18 protein-coding genes are annotated in these 21219 nt (G+C 63.5%); 10 read left to right on the forward strand and 8 right to left on the reverse strand.

Features of this window, described 5'->3' with window-relative positions; genetic code table 11:
• Positions 1-15 precede the first annotated feature (15 nt).
• Genes lpxD through lpxB form a run of 5 tightly spaced genes read left to right on the forward strand, consistent with a single transcriptional unit; the run spans position 16 to position 4426 of the window.
• Entirely contained in the window at positions 16-1074 is a 1059-nt protein-coding gene (lpxD, locus tag AC0L2C_RS08655; protein WP_473523168.1) for a UDP-3-O-(3-hydroxymyristoyl)glucosamine N-acyltransferase, read from the forward strand.
• A 1-nt stretch (position 1075) separates the two neighbouring features.
• On the forward strand, positions 1076-1534 hold the full coding sequence (fabZ, locus tag AC0L2C_RS08660; RefSeq protein WP_023801228.1) for a 3-hydroxyacyl-ACP dehydratase FabZ: 459 nt from the start codon (positions 1076-1078) through the stop codon (positions 1532-1534).
• A 13-nt stretch (positions 1535-1547) separates the two neighbouring features.
• Positions 1548-2381 (forward strand): acyl-ACP--UDP-N-acetylglucosamine O-acyltransferase, encoded by an 834-nt coding sequence (gene lpxA / locus AC0L2C_RS08665; RefSeq protein WP_023801229.1) that lies wholly within the window; start codon positions 1548-1550, stop codon positions 2379-2381.
• Positions 2368-3270, forward strand: coding sequence for an LpxI family protein (locus tag AC0L2C_RS08670; protein ID WP_128244898.1), 903 nt, complete (start codon positions 2368-2370; stop codon positions 3268-3270). The genes lpxA and AC0L2C_RS08670 overlap by 14 nt, the downstream gene beginning before the upstream one ends.
• Complete coding sequence (gene lpxB / locus AC0L2C_RS08675; RefSeq protein ID WP_128168157.1) at positions 3260-4426, forward strand: lipid-A-disaccharide synthase; 1167 nt, start codon at positions 3260-3262, stop codon at positions 4424-4426. The genes AC0L2C_RS08670 and lpxB overlap by 11 nt, the downstream gene beginning before the upstream one ends.
• Positions 4427-4549: 123 nt before the next feature.
• Here the strand turns inward: lpxB and gltA are convergent, their stop codons facing one another.
• Together gltA and gltX are read right to left on the reverse strand one after the other, a co-directional pair.
• Complete coding sequence (gene gltA / locus AC0L2C_RS08680) at positions 4550-5878, reverse strand: citrate synthase (RefSeq protein ID WP_031255684.1); 1329 nt, start codon at positions 5876-5878, stop codon at positions 4550-4552.
• 182 nt (positions 5879-6060) lie between these two features.
• Complete coding sequence (gene gltX, locus AC0L2C_RS08685) at positions 6061-7485, reverse strand: glutamate--tRNA ligase (RefSeq protein ID WP_128244900.1); 1425 nt, start codon at positions 7483-7485, stop codon at positions 6061-6063.
• A gap of 101 nt (positions 7486-7586) precedes the next feature.
• Between gltX and AC0L2C_RS08690 the strand changes: the two genes are divergently transcribed.
• Positions 7587-10043: a ComEC/Rec2 family competence protein gene (locus AC0L2C_RS08690; RefSeq protein ID WP_473523169.1), complete on the forward strand. Its 2457-nt coding sequence runs from the start codon at positions 7587-7589 to the stop codon at positions 10041-10043.
• On the opposite strand, the gene lexA is transcribed toward AC0L2C_RS08690, so the two are convergent.
• From lexA to AC0L2C_RS08720, 6 genes are all read right to left on the reverse strand, one after another.
• Positions 10037-10774, reverse strand: coding sequence for a transcriptional repressor LexA (gene lexA, locus AC0L2C_RS08695; protein WP_023801235.1), 738 nt, complete (start codon positions 10772-10774; stop codon positions 10037-10039). The two genes, AC0L2C_RS08690 and lexA, sit on opposite strands and share 7 nt — an antisense overlap.
• A 104-nt stretch (positions 10775-10878) precedes the next feature.
• Entirely contained in the window at positions 10879-12084 is a 1206-nt protein-coding gene (locus tag AC0L2C_RS08700; protein WP_473523170.1) for a molybdopterin molybdotransferase MoeA, read from the reverse strand.
• Positions 12084-12581: a cyclic pyranopterin monophosphate synthase MoaC gene (gene moaC / locus AC0L2C_RS08705; protein WP_287238163.1), complete on the reverse strand. Its 498-nt coding sequence runs from the start codon at positions 12579-12581 to the stop codon at positions 12084-12086. Before moaC ends, AC0L2C_RS08700 begins: the two co-directional genes overlap by 1 nt.
• Positions 12582-12647: 66 nt before the next feature.
• Positions 12648-13499 (reverse strand): indole-3-glycerol phosphate synthase TrpC, encoded by an 852-nt coding sequence (trpC, locus tag AC0L2C_RS08710; protein WP_287238164.1) that lies wholly within the window; start codon positions 13497-13499, stop codon positions 12648-12650.
• Positions 13500-13503: 4 nt separating this feature from the next.
• Entirely contained in the window at positions 13504-14514 is a 1011-nt protein-coding gene (gene trpD, locus AC0L2C_RS08715; protein ID WP_473523171.1) for an anthranilate phosphoribosyltransferase, read from the reverse strand.
• On the reverse strand, positions 14511-16403 hold the full coding sequence (locus AC0L2C_RS08720; protein ID WP_027151883.1) for a SurA N-terminal domain-containing protein: 1893 nt from the start codon (positions 16401-16403) through the stop codon (positions 14511-14513). The genes trpD and AC0L2C_RS08720 overlap by 4 nt, the downstream gene beginning before the upstream one ends.
• 146 nt (positions 16404-16549) lie before the next feature.
• On the opposite strand from AC0L2C_RS08720, the gene tpiA reads away from it, so the two are divergent.
• The 4 genes from tpiA to AC0L2C_RS08740 all read left to right on the forward strand — a co-directional run bounded on the left by tpiA (position 16550) and on the right by AC0L2C_RS08740 (position 21186).
• Positions 16550-17317 (forward strand): triose-phosphate isomerase, encoded by a 768-nt coding sequence (gene tpiA, locus AC0L2C_RS08725; protein ID WP_473523172.1) that lies wholly within the window; start codon positions 16550-16552, stop codon positions 17315-17317.
• Between the two features lie 305 nt (positions 17318-17622).
• The gene (gene secG / locus AC0L2C_RS08730) at positions 17623-18081 is read left to right on the forward strand and encodes a preprotein translocase subunit SecG (RefSeq protein WP_027151881.1); all 459 of its coding nucleotides are present in this window, start codon (positions 17623-17625) and stop codon (positions 18079-18081) included.
• Positions 18082-18292: 211 nt separating this feature from the next.
• Entirely contained in the window at positions 18293-19411 is a 1119-nt protein-coding gene (locus tag AC0L2C_RS08735) for a L,D-transpeptidase (protein WP_473523215.1), read from the forward strand.
• A 137-nt stretch (positions 19412-19548) separates the two neighbouring features.
• Positions 19549-21186, forward strand: a complete 1638-nt coding sequence (locus AC0L2C_RS08740) for a CTP synthase (protein WP_473523173.1) — start codon at positions 19549-19551, stop codon at positions 21184-21186.
• Positions 21187-21219 lie beyond the last annotated feature (33 nt).

The following is a 21219-nucleotide window of genomic DNA, read 5'->3' on the forward strand; positions in this document are numbered from 1 at the left end:
GATATAGCTTCTGGAATGACCGATCCGGTGTTCTTCGCGCCATCACGCCGGTATACGGCTGGCGAAGTCGCGAATCTGACCGGCTCGGTGCTTGTCGATTCCGACCTCTCCGATAGATCGATCGAAGCCTTGGCGCCGGCAAGCGAAGGCGGCGAGCACGCTCTTGTCTTTGTCGATGGCAGACGCAACTTCGCGCTAATGCAATCGCTGCGAGCAGCGGCGGTTCTATGCCCCGCCGAATTTGCCGGCAAAGCGCCGGCGGGTATCGCGGTTCTGATCCATCCGCGCCCGCAACAGGCTTTCGCGATGGTCGGCCGCCTGCTTTTCCCGGCGGCTGCGACACCGGCGCCGATGACCGGCGAAATCGGTATCTCGCCGCATGCCCATATCGATCCATCGGCGCGCGTCGAGGCCGGCGCGATCGTCGAGGCCGGCGCGATCATCGGCCCTCGCGCTTCTATCGGCAGCGGAACCGTCATTGCTCCTCATGCCGTTATCGGTCCCTCCTGCCAGTTCGGCCGCGACGGCTATGTCGGCCCAGGCGCCAGCATCCAGTACGCGCTGATCGGCAACCGCGTCATCATTCATGGGGGCGCCCGCATCGGCCAGGACGGTTTTGGCTTCGTGGCCGGCGCCAAGGGTCCGGAGCGCGTGCCGCAAATCGGCCGGGTCGTCATCCAGGACGACGTCGAGATCGGCTCCAATACCACGGTCGATCGCGGCGCCATGTCCGACACGATTATCGGTCAAGGCACCAAGATCGACAATCTGGTCCAGATCGCTCATAACGTCCGCATCGGCCGCAATTGCATAATCGCCGGCCTTTCGGGTATTTCCGGTTCCGTAACGGTGGGCGACAACGTCACCATGGGTGGCGGTGTCGGTCTTGCGGATCACTTGACGGTAGGGACAGGGGCCAAGCTTGCTGCAAGAAGCGGGTTCATGAGCAACGTCCCCGCAGGCGAGATTTGGGGAGGGTACCCGGCGCAGCCGATGGCGGAAGCCATGCGGGAGATCGCAGCTCTGCGAAGACTGGCCAGGGCGCGCAAATCGGGCGACGGAGGGAAGAGCTGAGATGGTTGCGGCGACAACGCTCGAGGCGGTCGACATATTGGGGCTGATGAAGCTCCTGCCGCATCGCTATCCGTTCCTGATGATCGACCGCATCATCGATATCGATGGCGACGAGTCCGCCACCGGCATCAAGAACGTGACCATAAACGAGCCGCATTTCCAAGGTCATTTCCCGGATCAGCCGGTCATGCCCGGCGTGCTGATCGTCGAGGCGATGGCGCAGACGGCCGGCGCCATCTGCATCCGCAGCCTAGGCACCGAAAAACCGTCGCTGGTCTATTTCCTGACCATCGACAACGCCAAATTCCGTAAACCGGTCGTTCCCGGCGACCAGTTGAAGATCCATGTGAAGAAAATCAAGAAACGCGGCAACCTTCTCAAATTCGCCTGCGAGGCTCTCGTCGACGGCGTCAAGGCCGCGGAAGCCGAGATCTCGGCGATGATGGTCGCGAGCGACTGACGATCGAATGCTTATGAAAATCCAGACAGTCATCCATCCATCGTCGGTCATCGAGGCCGGCGCAAAAATCGGCGAAGGCGTCCGCATCGGGCCATTCTGCCACATCAGCGCCGACGCGGTGCTCGGCGACCGCGTCGAACTGGTCAGCCACATCTCGGTGATGGGCGCGACCACCATCGGTGCGTCGACCAAGGTGTATCCGATGGCGACACTGGGCGCGCCGCCGCAGAATACCAAGCACAAGGGCGGCCGCACCACGCTGGTCGTCGGCGAGAACTGCACGATCCGCGAAGGCGTGACCATGCACCTCGGCACCGATTCCAGCCGCGGCGAGACGACGATCGGTGACAACGGCAACTTCCTTGCCTACGCCCACATCGCCCATGACTGCATCGTCGGCAAGAACGCCACCTTCGCCAATCAGGCGACGTTGGGCGGCCATTGCGAGATCGGCGACAACGTCTATATCGGTGGTCTCAGCGCCGTTCATCAGTTTGTCCGCGTCGGCGACAACGCCTTTCTCGGCGGTTGCTCGGCATTCGTCGGCGATGTCATTCCCTACGCCATCGCCGTCGGCAATCGCGCCAGCCTTCGCGGCCTCAACATCATCGGCCTGAAGCGCGCCGGCCTGCCGCGCTCCGAGATCCACACGCTGCGCAAGGCCTACAAGACGATCTTCGATCGCTCCCGAACCGTCGGCGAAAACATCGAGTTCGCCAAGGCGGAATTCGCCTCGTCACCGACCGCCATGAAGATCATCGATTTCATCGCCAGTCGCGGTAAGCGGCACTATGCCGTCCCGTCGCTCAAGGCTGGCGGCGGCGACGATGCCGATGACGAAGATTGAGGGCACCCGGACGGGCCTTGATCTCGCGCCAGACGCCAGGGTCGGCATCATCGCCGGCGGCGGCAGTTTGCCGGTCGAAGTCGCCAAGGCGCTTGCTGGGCAAGGCAAGTCTCCCTTCGTGGTAATAGTGGCGGGCGAGGTCGACCGGATAGCCGACTTCGACGCCTATGAGCAGGCGACGTTGAGGCTGGAGGATGTCGGCTCACTGCTGCCGACGCTCAAAAATAGTCATGTTACCCATTTGGTGACAGCGGGCCATATCACACGCCGCCCCAGGCTGAGCGCCATGCGCCTCAATCTCGGCCTGCTCGCCTGGGTGCCCAGCCTTCTTGTCGGCGTAACCCAAGGCGACGACACCGTGTTGAAACTGTTCGTGCGAAGGGTCGAGCGCAGCGGCATCAAGGTGGTCGGCGCCCATGAGATCGTGCCGGAACTAGTCGCCGCCGAAGGCGCGCTGACCAAGGCAGCGCCGCGGAAATCCGACTGGCGCGACATCAAAGCGGCCCACGCAGCGGCAATGGCCATCGGCGCGCTGGATATCGGCCAGGCGGCTGTTGCGATCGGCGGCCGCGCCATCGCGCTGGAAGGCATCGAGGGTACCGACGGATTGCTCGATCGAACACGGCAGTTGCGCGGCCATGGCAGGCTGGCCGGCAGAACGCGCGGCGTCCTGGTCAAATGCGCCAAGCCTGGCCAGGAGTTGCGCGCCGATCTGCCCTCCATCGGCCCGCAGACGATCGAGGCGGCGCATGCCGCCGGACTTGCCGGCATTGCCGTCGAAGCCGGCCGCTCGCTGGTTCTCGAAGGCCCGACAGTCGTCGCTCGCGCCAACGCGCTCGGCCTGTTCGTGATCGGCCTGCCTGCTGCGGAGCCGGTGCATGGCGACTGAGCGACCGCTGAAGATCGCCATCGTCGCCGGCGAGGAATCCGGCGACCTGCTTGGCGCCGACATCGTAGAGGCGCTCAAGCGCGTGACCGGCCGCGAGGTCCGGCTCGTCGGCATCGGCGGCCGGCATTTGCAGGCGCTCGGCCTCACGCCGCTGTTCGACGGCGGCGAGATCGCGCTGATGGGATTGAGCGCCATTCTGCGCGATCTGCCGCGCCTGATACGACGGATCAGCCAGACGGCCGGTGCGGTCGCCAATGAAAAGCCGGACTGCCTCATCACCATAGACAGCCCGGATTTTTCGCTGCGCGTGGCGAAAAAGGTGCGTGCCGCCGATCCGGCAATCCCGATCGTCCACTATGTCTGCCCGAGCGTCTGGGCATGGCGGCCGGGCAGGGCGGTGGCGATGAAACCGTATGTCGACCACATCCTCTGCATCCTGCCTTTCGAAGTGAGGGAACTCGCCCGCCTCGGCGGTCCGACCGGCACCTATGTCGGCCATCGCCTTACCCACGATCCGGGCGTGCTCGGCGCCGCCAAGGCGCAAAGCCTGCCGCGCGACCTGTCCGACGATCGTGTGAAGACACTGCTTGTGCTGCCCGGCTCGCGTCGCGGCGAGGTGCGACGGCTGGCCGGCCCGTTCGGCAAGACGATCTCGATCCTGCGTGCTCGCGGACACCGCTTGCGCCTGCTGTTGCCGACGGTGCCGCATGTCGCCGACCTGGTCAGGGCTTCGGTGGCAAGCTGGGACGAGAAGCCGGAGATCATCCTTGATCCCGAGCGCAAATGGCAGGCCTTCGGCAAGGCCGACGCAGCGCTGATCGCATCGGGAACGGTGTCGCTGGAACTGGCGCTGTCGGGTGTGCCGATGATCTCCTGCTACCGGCTCGATCCGGTCATGCGGATGGCCCAACGCCTGGTCACCGTATGGAGCGCCTCCTTGCCCAATCTCATCGCCGACCGCCCGATCGTGCCGGAAAGCTACAACGAATATGTGCGACCGCACTATCTGGCGCGGCAGTTGGAGGCGCTGTTTTCCGACACCGCCTATCGCGCATGGCAGAAGGACGGTTTTGCCGAGGTGGCCAGACGCATGGCCGTCGACAGACCGTCTGGCGACATCGCTGCAGGGGTCGTGATGAGGTGTATCAAGCGGTGAATGGTGAAGTGGTGAATAGTGAATGGTGAATGGTCAAAATCGTGCTTGAGCATAGGCCACAAAGAGACCCTGCTTCACTATTCACTATTCACTATTCACTATTCACTATTCACTATTCACTATTCACCGTTTAGCAATCGGCACGTAGTCGCGTTCCGGCGCACCTGTATAGAGCTGGCGCGGGCGGCCTATCTTCTGGTGCGGATCCTCGATCATCTCCTTCCACTGCGCGATCCAGCCGACGGTGCGGGCGACCGCGAACAGCACGGTGAACATGGTGGTGGGGAAGCCCAGCGCCTTCAGCGTGATGCCGGAATAGAAATCGACGTTCGGATAAAGCTTCTTCTCGATGAAATAGGAATCGGTCAGAGCAATCCTTTCCAGTTCCATGGCGATGTCGAGCAGCGGATCGTCCTTGATGCCGAGTTCGCCCAAAACCTCATGTGCGGTCTTCTGCATGATCTTGGCGCGCGGATCGTAGTTTTTGTAGACGCGATGGCCAAAGCCCATCAATCGGAACGGATCGTTCTTATCCTTGGCGCGGGCGATGAATTCCGGGATGTGGTCGACTTGGCCGATCTCGCCCAGCATGTTCAAGGCTGCCTCGTTGGCGCCGCCATGGGCCGGTCCCCACAGGCAGGCGATGCCGGCGGCGATGCAGGCGAACGGATTGGCGCCGGACGAGCCGGCGAGGCGAACGGTCGAGGTCGAGGCGTTCTGCTCGTGATCGGCGTGCAGGATGAAAATGCGCTCCATCGCACGCGCCAGCACCGGGTTGATCTTGTATTCCTCGCACGGCACGGCAAAGCACATATGCAGGAAGTTGGCCGCGAAATTCAGCTCGTTCTTGGGGTAAATGAATGGCTGGCCGATGTGGTATTTGTAAGCCATCGCCGCGATCGTCGGCATCTTGGCGATCAGCCGCATCGATGCGACCATGCGCTGGTAGGGGTCCGAGATGTCGGTGGAATCGTGATAGAAAGCTGACAGCGCACCGACCACGCCGCACATCACCGCCATCGGGTGGGCGTCGCGGCGAAAGCCGGTGAAGAAGCGCGACATCTGCTCGTGCACCATGGTGTGGCGCGTGACCCGGTAGTCGAAATCGTCCTTCTGCGCCTTGGTCGGCAGTTCGCCGTAGAGCAGGAGATAACAGACTTCGAGGAAGTCGCCGTGCTCGGCCAACTGGTCGATCGGATAACCGCGATGCAAAAGGATGCCGGCATCGCCATCGATGAAGGTGATTTCCGACTCGCAACTTGCCGTCGAGGTGAAGCCGGGATCGTAGGTGAAGGCCCCGGTGGTGCTGTAAAGCGCGCCGATATCGATGACGTCAGGTCCGACCGAGCCGCTTCGCACCTTGAGTTCGTGAGTTTTGCCGCCGAATTCAAGTTTCGCGGTCGACGCATGGGTTTTGCCGCCAAATTCCATTTTTGTCGCAGCTTCGGACATTGCAAACTCCTTTTTGTTTTCTCATGTCGGCAAAGGCAAAATTTCTGCAACGCAACACGTCGAAAGTATCGGAGTTCGCGCGTTTGCGCCCGCAATTGGATTGCGTGCCAAATTGGGCCAAGACCTAATGTTGCACTGCGAAACCCACCTTTCAATGCCAATCTTCTTGGGCGCCAGTTTTGCTAATCGATTTGATCCGCGACGCGCGCCAGGCTTTCCTCGCGGCCAAGCACGGCAAGCACGTCGAACACGCCGGGCGAGGTGCTTTTGCCGGTGAGCGCGGCGCGCAAAGGTTGGGCCACTGCGCCAAGCTTATGGCCGCCGGCGAGCGCATATTCGCGGATCGCCGCTTCCGCCGCTGCGGCCGTCCAATCCCCTGAAATCGCCTTCAGCGCCGCATGGGCGCCCCGCAGGATCTCGCGCGCCTCGCCGCCGAGCAGCGCCGCCGCCTTCTCGTCGATCGGCAGCGGCCGCTCGGCAAACAGGAAGGCGGCACCGTCGACCAGCTCGACCAGCGTCTTGGCGCGCTCCTTCAAGCCGGGCAGGGCGGCCAGCAACTGCGCCTTGCGTGTGTCGTCGAGGCGCGCTGCGATCGCCGGGCCGCCTTCGAGATAGGGCAAGGTGTTGATGAAGATATCGAGCAATTCGGCGTCGTTCATGCGCCGCATATGCACGCCGTTCAGCGCCTCGAGCTTGGCGAAGTCGAAGCGGGCGGCCCCCTTGTTGACATCGCCGATGTCGAACCACGCAATCATATCGGCGATCGACATGACCTCGTCGTCGCCGTGGCTCCAGCCGAGCCGCGCCAGGTAGTTGAGCAGTGCCTCGGGCAGATAGCCCATGGCGCGATAGGCTTCGACGCCGAGGGCGCCGTGCCGCTTCGACAGCTTGGCGCCGTCGGCGCCATGGATCAGCGGGATATGCGCCATTGACGGGACCTCCCAGCCCAAGGCTCGATAGATCACCATCTGGCGGGCGGCGTTGGTCAGATGGTCGTCGCCGCGGATGATGTGGGTGATGCCCATGTCGTGGTCGTCGACGACGACGGCATGCATATAGGTCGGGTTGCCGTCCGAGCGCAGGATGATGAAATCGTCGAGGTCCTTGTTGGGGAAGCGGACTTCGCCCTGCACGCGGTCATGCACCACCGTCTCGCCTTCGGCCGGCGCCTTGATGCGGATCGCGCCCCTGGCGCCAACCGGTGCCTCTGACGGGTCGCGGTCGCGCCAGCGGCCGTCATAGCGGGGAGGCAAGCCCTTGGCCCGCGCACTCTCGCGCATCGCCTCCAGCTCGGCCGGCGTCGCATAGCAGTAATAGGCTTTGCCGAGGCGCACCAGCTCCTCGGCAACCGCGCGGTGGCGCGGCGCGCGCTCGAACTGCGATACCGGCTCGCCGTCCCAGGTGAGGCCAAGCCAGGAGAGCCCATCGAGGATGGCAGCGGTTGCCGCATCGGTCGAACGCTCGCGATCGGTGTCCTCGATGCGCAGCAGCATCCTGCCGCCGGTGTGTTTCGCATACAGCCAGTTGAACAGCGCCGTGCGCGCCCCGCCAATATGCAGGAATCCGGTGGGCGAAGGGGCAAAACGGGTGACGACCTTGTCGGACATGGAACTCCTGGGCAAGCGCAGAAAACGGATGTGGTGCGCGGACTTTCGCGCGTCGCGCGTTCATGTAGCATAGGAGGTCAAGGGCGCAAGGGGCGAACCCTATGGCTGGACCAGGCCGCGGCGTGGACGAGAGCGAGGGCGCGACCGCAAGCGTCAGCGAACGATCGCTGTTTGCCGACGTTCCTCACACTGAGGCGCTACCCGTTTCGCTGCCTGCGTCGCCGCTGAGCATCCAACCTCTTTCGCCGGATCGCCCGGCGCCGATACCGGCTTCAGCACCCGGCCCTGTCATTCGTTTTCGCCGACAGCTCAGCCATCTTTCACCATCCGGTGTCCGCAACAGCGTGGCCGCGGCAGCCGGCCTGGAACTCGACCGGGGCGTCGCCTTCCTGCTGGTGCCGGTTTTCCTGGCATGCGGGGTGATCGTCTATTTTTCGCTTGCCGTCGAACCGGACTTTGCCCAGCCCATCGCCGTCGTGGTCCTTACGGCATTGTGTGCGGCCGTCACGCGCTCACGCCGCAAAACGCACCTGTGCTTCATGGCAGCGTTGCTGTGCGCGCTTGGTGTGCTCGCCGCCAAGGTTGAAACCTGGCGCGCCGGAACGAAGATGCTCGGTTCGGAAATCCAGACCCGGCTGACCGGCCGTGTCGTCAGGCTCGACCAGATGGCGAACGGCCGGATCAGGCTGACCATCGATGTGATGTCGACCGCCCGGCCGACACTGCGTTATGCACCCGAACGTGTCAGGGTGTCGGCACGCAAGATTCCCGCTGAGATGACCGCAGGCTCGGTGGCAACCGGCTATGTGAGGCTTCTGCCTCCGACTGGCCCGGTCAGACCGGACAGCTTTGACTTTTCCTTTGACAGCTATTTCGCCGGTATCGGTGCCAGTGGCTTTTTCCTCGGCAGTCCAAAGATCGTCGTCTCCGAAGATGCACCGTTAACCGCACGCCTTTCTTCGTCGATCGAGAAGGCGCGCGAAACCATCGCCGACCATATCAGGGACAGCATCGGTGGTGCCGAGGGGGAGATTGCCGCTGCGCTGATCGTCGGCGTGCGTGCCGGCATCCCCGAAGAGATAAACGAATCGATGCGGCGCACCGGCATCTACCACATCATCTCCATTTCCGGCCTGCACATGGCGCTTGTCGCCGGCACCGTCATGGGATTGCTGCGCGGCGCCTTTGCGCTGTTTCCCGACTTTTCGTCGCGCCGGCCGGTCAAAAAATATGCGGCTGCTGCCGCACTCGTCTCCATCGCTGCCTATCTGATCTTTTCCGGTATCGTGGTCGCGGCTGAACGCAGCTTCATCATGCTGGCGGTAATGCTTGTCGCCGTGCTGTTCGACCGGGCGGCACTCACCATGCGCAACCTGGCGATTTCGGCCATCGCCGTTATCGTCGTGTCGCCGCACGAGGTGGTCGGCGCAAGCTTCCAGATGTCGTTCGCCGCGACTGCGGCTCTCGTGGGCGCCTATGCCGGTTGGTCCGACTATCGTGCCGACAGGGCCAAGGCGCCGCGACAGCGACGGTCACCGGTCGCTTTCGTCACGCGCAAGCTCGTCGCCGGGGCAGGCACCATCGCAATGACCTCCATCATTGCCGGCAGCGCCACCGCGCTCTTCGCCATCTGGCACTTCCAGCGCGTCTCGCCGCTCAGCCTGTTCGCCAATCTGGCCGTCATGCCGATCGTCACGATCGTCATGTTCCTGGCCGTCCTCAGCGCCTTGGCAATGCCTTTCGGCCTCGACGGCCCTTTCCTCTACATGATGGGCAAGGGCCTGACGGCGATGATTGCAATTTCGGGATGGATATCGGAGCGTTCGCCCGTCGATGCAGTCGGCCTGATTTCGTTGCAATCGGTTCTGCTGGTGACGGTCGCCTTAGTCATCGCCACGATGGCGACGACATGGCTGCGGCTTGCCGCACTTCCCTTTGCGCTCGCCGGCCTGCTGACGATTTCCGAGACGCGCACCCCCGACGTGCTGATCTCGGAGGATGCGCATCTGGTGGCGCTGCCGATCGGCGGCGGCGAACTTGCCGTCAACCGGATGCGTTCGAACGAATTCACCACCGACAACTGGAAACATGCGCTGGTTTCAACAACGATCGTCGAGCCGGAGACATTCGAAAAAGGAGATGTGCGGTTCGACATCGCCGATCCGGCCGACCTGCCGCCGGGAGCGCCTTTCACCTGCACTGCCGGCCTGTGCCTGGCCCGGCATCCGTCCGGCGCGCTCATCGCGCTCGCCGACAACCGCAAAACCGCGCGGCCGGCCTGTGCCTTTGCGGATTTGATCGTCATCGACGATGCCACAGCCTATTACAAACTCTGCCGCAACCCGCTGGTTCTCGTCGTCACCAAACGGCAGCTCGCTCGCATGGGCAGTGCCGCCGTCTTCTTCGATCCGCTATCGGCGAAGACGCGCGCAGAAATCCGTTTTGCCGTCAGACAGCCATACAGGCCTTGGCATGAGCAGCGGCGATTTTCGCGCGAGGCGAGGGGCCTGCCGCCATACCGCAGGGCCGAGAAACCCAAGAAGCCTGCCGTTCAGTAACGCCGGATCAGTCCGACGAGCTTGCCCTGCACCTTGACCCGGTCCGGCCCGAAGATGCGCGTCTCGTAGGCCGGATTGGCGGCTTCCAGTGCGATCGAGGCACCTTTGCGGCGGAATCGCTTCAGCGTCGCTTCCTCCTCGTCGACCAGAGCGACAATGATCTCGCCAGGCTGGGCGGTGTCGGCGTTGCGGATGATAACCGTGTCGCCGTCGAAGATGCCGGCCTCGATCATCGAATCCCCCTTGACCTCCAGCGCGTAGTGCGTGCCGCCGGTGATCATGTCCGGTGGCACCGAGATCGAATGCGTCTGGTGCTGGATGGCGTCGATCGGCACACCGGCAGCGATGCGGCCCATCACCGGTATGGAAACGGTGGCAACGACGTCGTCGTCATTGCCGGCCGCACGCATGCGCGAAGGCGCCGGCTTGATCTGGCGTCCGAGGCCGCCCTGGCCAAGGCTGCCTTGAATGACGCTCGGCGAGAATTTGCGCGCCGCATTGAGGCCCGGCGCGATCGAATCGGGCAGGCGCAGCACCTCCAGCGCGCGGGCGCGGTTGGGCAGGCGGCGAATGAAACCGCGTTCCTCCAGCGCCGTGATCAGCCGGTGGATCCCCGATTTGGAGGCGAGGTCGAGCGCTTCCTTCATCTCGTCGAACGAGGGCGGAATGCCGCTTTCCTTCAGTCGCTCGTGGATGAACATCAGCAGTTCATGTTGTTTGCGTGTTAGCATCGCGACCCCCAACAGAATCAGAAAAACAAACCCAGAACAAACACTATCTGTTCCAGTTGTGTTCCGCAACCATTTAAAGTTTAATGAATGTGTTGACGTTTTGTTCAGCGTAGCATCAGCACGCTGCAGGCGGCGCCCGCTGCGGCCGCGGGAGCGAATGGCTCGCGCACGACCAATCCGTTGGCGTCGGCCAGCATTCTGAGCATCGAGGAATCCTGGACACTGAACGGCGTTGCCTCAAGCGTGCCAGCTTCTTCCTTCACCACCGCGCGTACATAGTCCTGCCTGAGATCGTTGGCCGGCATGGCGGCGCCGAGCCGCGCCTGACGCATGTCCTGGCGAAACGCGCGGCCGCCGAGCCGCGCCAGCAGCGGCTTCAGAAAGAGCTGCGTGCAGACCAGGCTGGCCACCGGATTGCCGGGCAGGCCGATGCAGCGGATGGCGCCCAGCCGCCCGAACATCAATGGCTTGCCGGGCCGCATGGCGATTTTCCAGAAATCGAGCGCCATGCCTTCGCCGGTCAGCACGTCATGGACGAGGTCGTGGTCGCCGACCGAGGCGCCGCCCAGCGTAACGATGACGTCCGCGCCTGCGGCGACGGCTTTTTTCACCAGCGCGGCGATCGCCTCCTTGCGGTCGGGGGCGATGCCGAGATCGAGTGCGCAGGCGCCAACCGAGCGGGCCGCGGCGGCGACGCCATAGGCATTGGAGGAGATGATCTGGTCGGGGCCAAGGTCGCTGCCCGGCGGCAGCAATTCGTCGCCGGTGGCGATGATGGCGACCAGCGGCCGTTTCACCACGCGGACCTGCTGGTGGTTGGCCGACGCCGCCAGCGACAATGCCGCGGGATCAAGCAGGCGGCCTTTCTCCAGCAGCATGTCGCCCTGCAAGAAATCGAGCCCGAGGCGGCGGATGTTGCGGCCTTCAACCGTCGGCGCGGTCACTTCGACCATGCCGCCGCCGAGGTCGCGGACATTCTCCTGGATGACGATGGTGTCGGCGCCTCCGGGAAGCGGCGCGCCGGTGAAGATGCGCACGGCCTGCGCCGCGCCGACTGTTCCGGCAAAGCCTCGTCCGGCCGGCGCTATGCCGATCACCGAAAGTCTCGCGGGCACGGACGCGACATCGTCGGCCCGCACGGCATAGCCGTCCATGGCCGACGCGTTGAATGGCGGCTGGGTGCGGAGCGCCATGAGCGGCTCCGCCAGCACGCGGTCGGCGGCATCCATCAGGGCGACGCTTTCAGCCTGCAAGGGCGCAGCATCCGCAAGCAGGTGCTCGAGCGCCTCGGCGACCGCAAGCAGCGCCATTATTGGCCTGCCCCCTGGGCATCCGCCTTGTAGTCGCCGGATTTGCCGCCGGTCTTTTCCACCAGCCTGATGCCGGAGATCGCCATGCCGCGATCGACCGCCTTGGCCATATCATAGATGGTCAGGCAGGCGACCGAGACGGCGGTCAGCGCTTCCATCTCGACGCCGGTCTTGCCGGTGACACGGGCCAGCGCCGTGACCTTCAGGCCGGGCAGCTTCGCGTCAGGTTCGATGTCTACCGATATCTTGGTCAACAGCAGCGGATGGCAGAGCGGGATCAGCTCATGCGTCCTCTTGGCCGCCATGATGCCGGCGATGCGCGCCGTGCCCAGCACGTCGCCCTTCTTGGCATCGCCGTCGAGAATCATTTTCAGCGTTTCGGGCCGCATCGAGACAAGACCTTCGGCGATTGCCGTGCGGGTCGTCTCCGCCTTGTCGCCGACATCGACCATATTGGCTTCGCCTTCCGCGCCAAGATGGGTGAGGGCGGCCGACATCGTCAGGTCACCCTGGAGCGACGTGCGTCCGTTTGGACGCACAAACTACACTCTGACGCTTTGTATCTATGCATCATGCTCTCCGAACATCGATTGCGATTTTCGGGCAGATGCATTGGCGGGCGCCTTGCCCGTCAAAAGCAGGTGCGTCGCAGTGGCCACGTCCTGTTGCCGCATCAGGCTCTCGCCGACGAGGAAAGTGCCAATGTCGCTCCGTTCCAGCCTGCGGCAGTCCTGGTGCGAGAAAATACCGCTCTCGCTGACCAGCAGCCGGTCGGCCGGCACCATCGCCGCGAGCCGCTCCGATGTCTCGATGCTGGTTTCGAACGTCCGCAGATTGCGGTTGTTGATGCCGATCAGCCGCGACGACAGTTTCAGCGCGCGTTCCGTCTCGGCCTCGTCATGCACCTCGACCAGCGCGTCCATGCCGAGCTCGAACGCCGTCGTTTCGAGTTCCCTGGCCACGGCGTCATCGACGCTCGCCATGATGATCAGGATGGCGTCCGCGCCCCACGCACGGGCCTCGAACACCTGATAGGGCTCGAACAGAAAATCCTTGCGCAAAGCCGGCAATGTCACGGCGCTGCGCGCATCGGTGAGGAATTCAGGCGCCCCCTGGAAAGACGGCGCATCGGTCAGCACCGAGAGGCAGGCAGCCCCACCTTTGGCATAGGCCGTGGCCAGCGCCGGCGGATCGAAATCGGCGCGGATCAGGCCCTTGGACGGGCTCGCCTTCTTGATCTCGGCGATCAGCGCGAAACTGCCGGATTTGCGTTTGGCTTCAAGGGCCGAGAGAAAGCCGCGTGGTGCGTCGGCATCCTTTGCCCGCGCCTTGATTTGGGCAAGCGGCACCCGCGCCTTCGCCGCCGCGATCTCGTCGCGCTTGTAGGCTTCGATCTTGCGCAGGATATCAGACACGGCGCTATCCGTTCGAAATCTCGACCAGCCGGTCAAGCACCTTTAGCGCCCGGCCGCTGTCGATGGCTTGCGCCGCCGTCGCCATGCCATCGGCAAGCGTCGTCGCCTTTCCCGCCACCACCAGTCCGGCGCCGGCGTTCATCAGCACCGTATCGCGAAAGGCACCGGCAGCGCCGCCCAGCATGTCGCGCAGCGCCTGGGCGTTGTAGGCGGCATCGCCGCCGCGCAATTCGTCCTTGGTATGCCGCTTCAGCCCGACCGCTTCCGGGGTCAGCGTAAAGCTGCGGATCTCGCCGCCGACCAGTTCGGCGACTTGGGTTTCGCCGGTGGTGGTGATCTCGTCATAGCCGTCGCCATGGGCGACCCAGGCGTGGTCGGCGCCCAGTGCCTTCAACGTCTCGGCCACCGGCATGATCCATTCCGGCAAGAAGACGCCAACCATCTGCCTGACGACACCAGCCGGATTGGAGAGCGGGCCAAGCAGGTTGAAGATTGTGCGGGTGCCGAGCTCGGCGCGGATCGGGCCGACATGCTTCATCGCCGGATGATGCGCCGGTGCGAACATGAAGCCGACGCCTGCGTCGTGGATGCAGCGGCCGATCGTTTCCGGCGGGATGTCGAGCTTGACGCCAAGCGCGGTCAGCACGTCGGCGGCGCCGGTCTGCGAGGACAGTCCGCGATTGCCGTGCTTAGCCACCGGCACGCCGCAGGCGGCGATGACGAACGCGGATGCGGTCGAGATGTTGACGCTGTGCGAATTGTCGCCGCCGGTGCCGACGATGTCGATGGCGCCAGCCGGCGCGTCGACGCGCAGCATCTTGGCGCGCATGGTGGCGACGGCGCCGGAAATCTCGCTCACAGTCTCGCCGCGCACGCGCAGCGCTATCAGGAAGCCGCCGATCTGGCCGGGCGTAGCGTCGCCCGACATGATGATGTCGAAGGCATCGCGCGCTTCCTCGAAGGAAAGGGAGCTACCAGCGGCGACCTTGGCGATATGGGTCTTGAGCGCGCTCATCTGGTCAGGGCTTGGGCAACGGCGGTTTGGTCGATGCGAACGTCATATTGCGTCTGCAGCTGCGCCACCAACTGGTCGAGCAGGTCGTCGGACATGCCGGCGGTGAACGATTTCTGCTCGTCGTCCGGCACCGAGCTGGCGTCGGCTCCGGCAGGCTCGAACACTTCGGCAATCCTGAACAGGATCTGTCCGTCGCCGGTGGGCGAGGGGATCAATCCGGTCCCGCCTTCGCCTTCGCCGAACATCGCAGCCGCCCCTTCCTTGCCGAAATCGGCGTCGTCCGCCCCGCGCTTGACGCCGCGCTTGGTCTGCTTCTCAAGCTTGAGCTCGCTCGCGATCACGTCGAGCGTAGTGCCGGCCTCGAGACGCTTTTCGAGCTCCTGCGCTTTTGCGGTGAGCCGCTTGGTCGTTTCCGCCGCCGTCCAGTCGGCCACCACCTTCTGGCGGACTTCATCCAGCGTGCGGTCGCGGGCCGGCGTGACCGAATCCACCTCGTAGAACACGAAGCCGTTGTTGGCAGTGGTGAGGTCGGGATTCTCGGTGCCGGGTTCGGCATCGAACACCGCCTTGATCAGCTCCGGCGATTCCGGCAGATCCTTGACGATGGCGCCGTCCGGCCTCAGGCCGGTGCGATCGATCGCGTCGACGGTGACGACCTTCAGCTTCAGTTTTTCGGCCGCTTGCTCGAGCGTGCTGCCCGAAGCGCGGCTGTCTTCGTAACTGTCATGCACGTCGAGCAGAATGCGGCTTGCCTCGCCCAGCGCCAGGTCCTTGCGGATGTCGGCGGCCACTTCGGCCAGCGGCTTCACCACTTCGGGCTTGATCTCGGTGACGCGCAGCAGCACCGGACCGAAGGCACCCTGAACGACCGGGCTGACTTCGTTGACGTTGAGCGCAAACGCCGCATCCGCCACCGCCTTGTCGGCGATCTTGTCCTTGGACAGCGTGCCGAGCAGCGTGTCGGCCTGCGTCTTGCCCTCGGCGGCGACGAGTTTGTCGAAGGTCGCGCCGGTCTTGAGTGAATCGAGCGCGGCCTTCGCGGCATCGGGCGTTTTGAACACGAGCTGTTCGATGGTGCGCGTTTCCGCCGTGGTGTAGCGCCCCTTGTTCTTGTTGTAGTCGTCGCTGACCTGCTGGTCGGTCACGGCACTCGCATCCATGATGTCTTCCGGCTCGAGCCTGACATAGGAGAATTTGCGGTATTCGGGCGCCGCATAGGTCTTCTTGTTTTCCTCAAAATAGGCCGAAAGCGTAGTGTCGGATGGCGCTTCGATCGGCTCGACCAGCGATTTCGGCAACGTCAAATAGTCGATGGTGCGGTCTTCGCCACGATAGAGCGCGACCGCCTTCAAGAACGTATTCGGGGCCTTGAGGCCGTCCGAAACCGCCTCGACGATCTGCTGGCGCACAGCCACCTGGGCGCGATTCCTGAGATAGTCTTCCGGCCGCATGCCGACCTGTTGCAGTATGTATTCGAAAGTCCTTCTGTCGAAGTTGCCGCCGGGACCCTTGAAGGCCGGGTCTTCATGCGTGAGTTGGGCCAGCCGGTCCTTGGACAGCCCAAGCCCGAGCTTGCGGGCCTGCTCATCGAGGACTGCCCCCGACACGAGTTGCGCCAGCACCTGGTTGTCGAGGCCGAGTGCCGTCGCCTGCTCGCGGCTGATGCGCTGGCCGAATTGCTGCGACATCACGCTGATCTGCCGGTCATAGGCCAGCCGATACTCGTTGATCGACACTTTGGTGCCGCCGGCCGTGACAACCGCGTCGTGGCCTGCAAAACCACCGACCATCTGTCCGGAAATGCCCCAGACGGCGAAGCTCAACACCAACAATATCAGCAGCGCTTTCGCGATCCAGGTCCCCGCGGCGCTTCTCAAGATACCAAGCATGGTCACTTCCGATTTTTTCGCGCATTTTCGCATGCGCCGAGTCTGAAACAAGCGCAATAGCGTCCTTCCGGCCCACTGTCGATTGCTTTGTGGGCTGAGTTTGGTAGTGAGGAGGCAGCCGAATATTGCCCGGAGAAGCAAATCCCATGACGCCTGGAATCCGCCCGCTGGTCGCTGGCAACTGGAAAATGAACGGCACCAGCGCCTCACTCAACGAACTCAGGATGATCGGCAACGGCTTCATGAGCGGGCTCGATGCCGAGACCGAAGCGCTGGTCTGCGTTCCGGCGACGCTGCTTGCGCATGCCGCGGAGATCTTGTCGCGCACGCCGGTCCGGGCCGGGGGCGAGGATTGCCACAGCAAGGAGAGCGGCGCCCATACCGGCTGTATTTCGGCCGAGATGCTGAAAGATGCGGGCGCCAGTCACGTCATCGTCGGCCATTCCGAACGCCGCGCCGATCAAAACGAGGACGACGCCATTGTCCAGGCAAAGGCGTCCGCCGCGTGGCGCGCCGGGCTGGTTGCCATCATCTGCATCGGCGAGACGAGAGCCGAGCGCGAGGCGGGCGCCACGCTCGACGTGCTGTCGCGCCAGGTCGCCGGCTCGGTGCCGCCGAATGCAACGGCATCGAATACCGTCATGGCCTACGAGCCGGTATGGGCGATCGGCACGGGGCTGACGCCGACTGCCGCCGACGTTGCTGAGGCGCATGCGCATATTCGCGAAAAACTGTCGGAAAGGCTTGGCGGCGCGGCGGCGAAGATGCGCATCCTCTATGGCGGCTCGGTCAAGCCGTCGAACGCGGTCGAACTGCTTGGCGTAAAAAATGTCGACGGCGCGCTGGTCGGCGGCGCCAGCCTGAAGGCGGCGGACTTTCTCGGCATTGCCGAAGCCTATCGAAATATCTCCTAAAGCGCGTCGCGTTTGGCCGGCCTAATGCGACGCGCTTTAGGTTGTTGTTTTTACGCATGTCGTTATCGCAAAACCGCTGCACAACGTCGGGTCAGGCCCAAGGGCATGCTTTTGCGCGACTTGCTTTAGCATCGAAAGGCTGTCGGGCACTTCGGATACTGTGCCGCAGCGGAAAATGTTGCAACGGCCGCATTGCTTCCCATATTCCGGCCACGGGCTTGGAATTGCCGTCAAAGCATTGTATTGAGCCGCCTCCAAATCACCGGTCGTATCAGCGGCCGCGCAAGGCTTTGCCAGGATAAATTATGGAAACCGTACTGATCGTCGTCCACCTCATGGTCGTGCTCGCTCTTGTCGGCGTGGTGCTGCTGCAGCGCTCCGAAGGCGGCGGCCTCGGTATCGGCGGCGGATCGGGCTTCATGACCGCACGCGGCGCCGCCAACGCGCTGACGCGGGCGACGGCGATCCTGGCGGCGGCGTTCTTCGCCACCTCGCTGACCTTGTCGATCGTCGCCCGGTACGGCGAGAAGCCGATCGATATTCTCGATCGCGTGCCTGTGACGAACGGTGGGGGCGGCGTGCTCAACCAGTTGCCTGGCACCACGACGCCGACACCGCCGTCCGGCAGTACGGCGCCAACACCGCCTTCCGGCAATGATGCCGCAGCCCCGGCCCCCGCCGCACCGCCAGCGGCGGGAGCGACCACGCCGCCGGCCACAAACGGCGCTACCCCGCCAGTAACACCGCAGGTTCCAAACCAGTAATCAGCAGACGTCCGGCGCCGCGATCTGTTGTTGTTTGAACACAGTCGCGGCAAATGCCGCACGATCACGAGGATTCGACCGGGCGCGGCACGCCAGGGCGCTTGAGGCGTCTCCGATTAATCGATTATAGATTGCGCGCGGCACATTCGGGGTCCTTGGGGGACGCCGGGCGACGCCGTGGCAACAAGCATTGAACGATCGGATCTTCGCCATGCAGCTTCGCAGCTTCATTTTAGCCGGCCTTTGGGCCGTGCTCAGCCTTGGTGCGCCCGCTTACGCGGCCATGCCGGCGGGCAATTCGGCCCCTAAATCCGCAGTCACAACTGACGTCGTCTACGTCGCCGCCAAAAGCGACACGGCGCAACTCAAGCTCCTCAAGAAGAAAAAAGACCCGAGCGCGGCAGATCTTGCCCAGATCAGGAAGATCGAAGCCAAGATCGCGGCTGACAAGCAGTCTGCTCGAGTAAAGGCGATCGAGGCAAGGAAGCTGGCGATGCGCGAGGCGGCCAAAGCCAAGTCGGACTTGGAACGGCAGGCGTTTCTTGCCAGGAAGGGCCTCGTCAAGAAGGATAAGTCCGCTGGCAAGGCCAGGCTGGCCGATGCCAGGCCGGTCAAGATCATCGACCCGATTCAACCCATCGCCGCAATCCAGTCGGCCGAGGCAATTCCCGCCGAGGCCATGAACGTCGCGCTGACCGGCAACAACGGCGAATTGCGCAGCGAGCCGGTCGGACAGAAGCCCCAGCGCGTCGGGCTGTTCGCCGGCCTGTTCGGCGGCACGTCCTCGTCGATGTCGCTGCTCCCCGAGACCCGCGCCCTCGATGCCGCGCTCGCCAGCAAGGAAGCCAGGAAGCAGTTCAAGGTGAAGCCGGAGTTCGTGCCGCAAGAGGTCGAGTTCACCGGCTATAGCCCCGGCACCATCGTCATCGATACGAGTGCGCGCCGCCTCTATCTCGTCGAATCCTCCTGGACCGCCCGCCGTTATGCGATTGCGGTCGGTCGTGACGGCCTGCAGTTCAAGGGCACGGTCGCCGTCGGCGACAAGCAGGAATGGCCCCGCTGGATCCCGACGCTCGACATGCAGAAGCGTGAGCCGAAGAATTACGGCCGGTACAAGGACGGCATGCCCGGCGGCGGCGATAACCCGCTCGGCGCGCGCGCCATCTATCTCTACGACGGCAAGAAGGACACCCATCTGCGCATTCACGGCACCATTGCGCCGCAGTCGATCGGGACGAACTCCTCCAACGGCTGTTTCCGCATGATCAACGAGCACGTCATGGACCTTTATCGCAGAGTGAAAGTGGGCACCAAGGTCGTCATCATCTGACGCCTTGACGGGTCAAACAAAAGGGCCGGCCTCGCCGGCCCTTTTGTTTTGGTTCGAGCATCACCAGGGCGCCTTCTTGGGAAAAAGCCTTCGCGGCGGTTTTTTCTCTGGCGGAATCAATTCGGCCGCGTTAAGCGATGACTCCCATGGCGCGATATGTATTCATCACAGGCGGCGTGGTTTCCTCACTCGGAAAAGGCATCGCTGCAGCGGCCCTTGGGGCTCTCTTGCAGGCGCGAGGCTATCGCGCGCGCATCAAGAAGCTTGATCCCTATCTCAACGTCGATCCCGGCACGATGTCGCCATACCAGCATGGCGAAGTCTTCGTGACGGATGACGGCGCCGAGACCGATCTCGATCTTGGCCATTATGAGCGCTTCACCGGCCGCTCGGCCAACCAGCAGGACAACATCACCACGGGTCGCATCTACAAGAACATCATCGAGCGGGAGCGACGCGGCGATTATCTTGGCGCCACCGTGCAGGTCATTCCGCATGTCACCGACGAGATCAAGAATTTCATTCTCAACGGCAATGACGATTATGACTTCGTCCTGTGCGAGATCGGCGGCACCGTCGGCGACATCGAGGCGATGCCGTTTCTGGAGGCGATCCGCCAACTTGGCAACGACCTGCCGCGCAACAACGCCGTCTACGTGCACCTGACGCTGATGCCCTATATTCCAACGGCGGGCGAATTGAAGACCAAGCCGACCCAGCATTCGGTCAAGGAATTGCGCGGCATCGGCATCGCGCCCGACATCCTGCTGGTCCGCGCCGACCGCCCCATCCCCAGGGAAGAGCGCCGCAAACTGTCGCTGTTCTGCAATGTGCGCGAGAGCGCCGTCATCCAGGCGCTCGATGTGCCGCACATCTACGACGTGCCGATGGCCTATCACAATGAAGGACTGGATTCGGAAGTGCTCGCCGCTTTCGGCATCGATCCGGCGCCGAAGCCGCGGATGGAGCCCTGGCAAGCGGTGTCCAAACGCATCCACAACCCGGAAGGCGAGGTGACCATCGCCGTCGTCGGCAAATATACCGGCCTCAAGGACGCCTACAAATCGCTGATCGAGGCGCTGTCGCATGGCGGTCTCGCCAACCGCGTCAAGGTCAAGCTCGACTGGATCGAGAGCGAGATATTCGAGAAGGAAGACCCGGCGCCGTGGCTGGAAAAGGTCCACGGCATTCTGGTCCCCGGCGGTTTTGGCGAGCGCGGCGCTGAAGGCAAGATCCTTGCGGCGAAGTTCGCCCGCGAGCGAAAAGTGCCGTATTTCGGCATCTGCTTCGGCATGCAGATGGCCTGCATCGAGGCAGCGCGTTCGCTGGCCGGCGTCAAGCATGCCTCGTCGACCGAATTCGGTCCTACCGAGGAACCGGTCGTCGGCCTGATGACGGAATGGCTGAAAGGCAACATGCTGGAGAAGCGCAGGGAAACCGGCGACCTCGGCGGCACCATGCGGCTCGGTGCCTATCAGGCGGACCTCGCCAGGGGCTCGAAGATCGCCGAGATCTATCGCGACACGCAGATTTCCGAGCGCCACCGCCACCGCTACGAGGTCAATGTTGACTACAAGGAGCGGCTCGAGGATTGCGGCCTGGTTTTTGCCGGCATGTCGCCGGACGGCGTGCTGCCGGAAACAGTCGAATATCCCGACCATCCCTGGTTCATCGGCGTGCAATATCATCCCGAGCTGAAAAGCCGGCCGCTTGACCCGCACCCGCTGTTTGCCAGCTTCATCGAGGCGGCGGTGGAGCAGAGTCGCTTGGTCTAAATCGACAGGCTATCGTGAGATATCCGGGCTAGC

The organism is Mesorhizobium sp. WSM4845 (assembly GCF_055811455.1).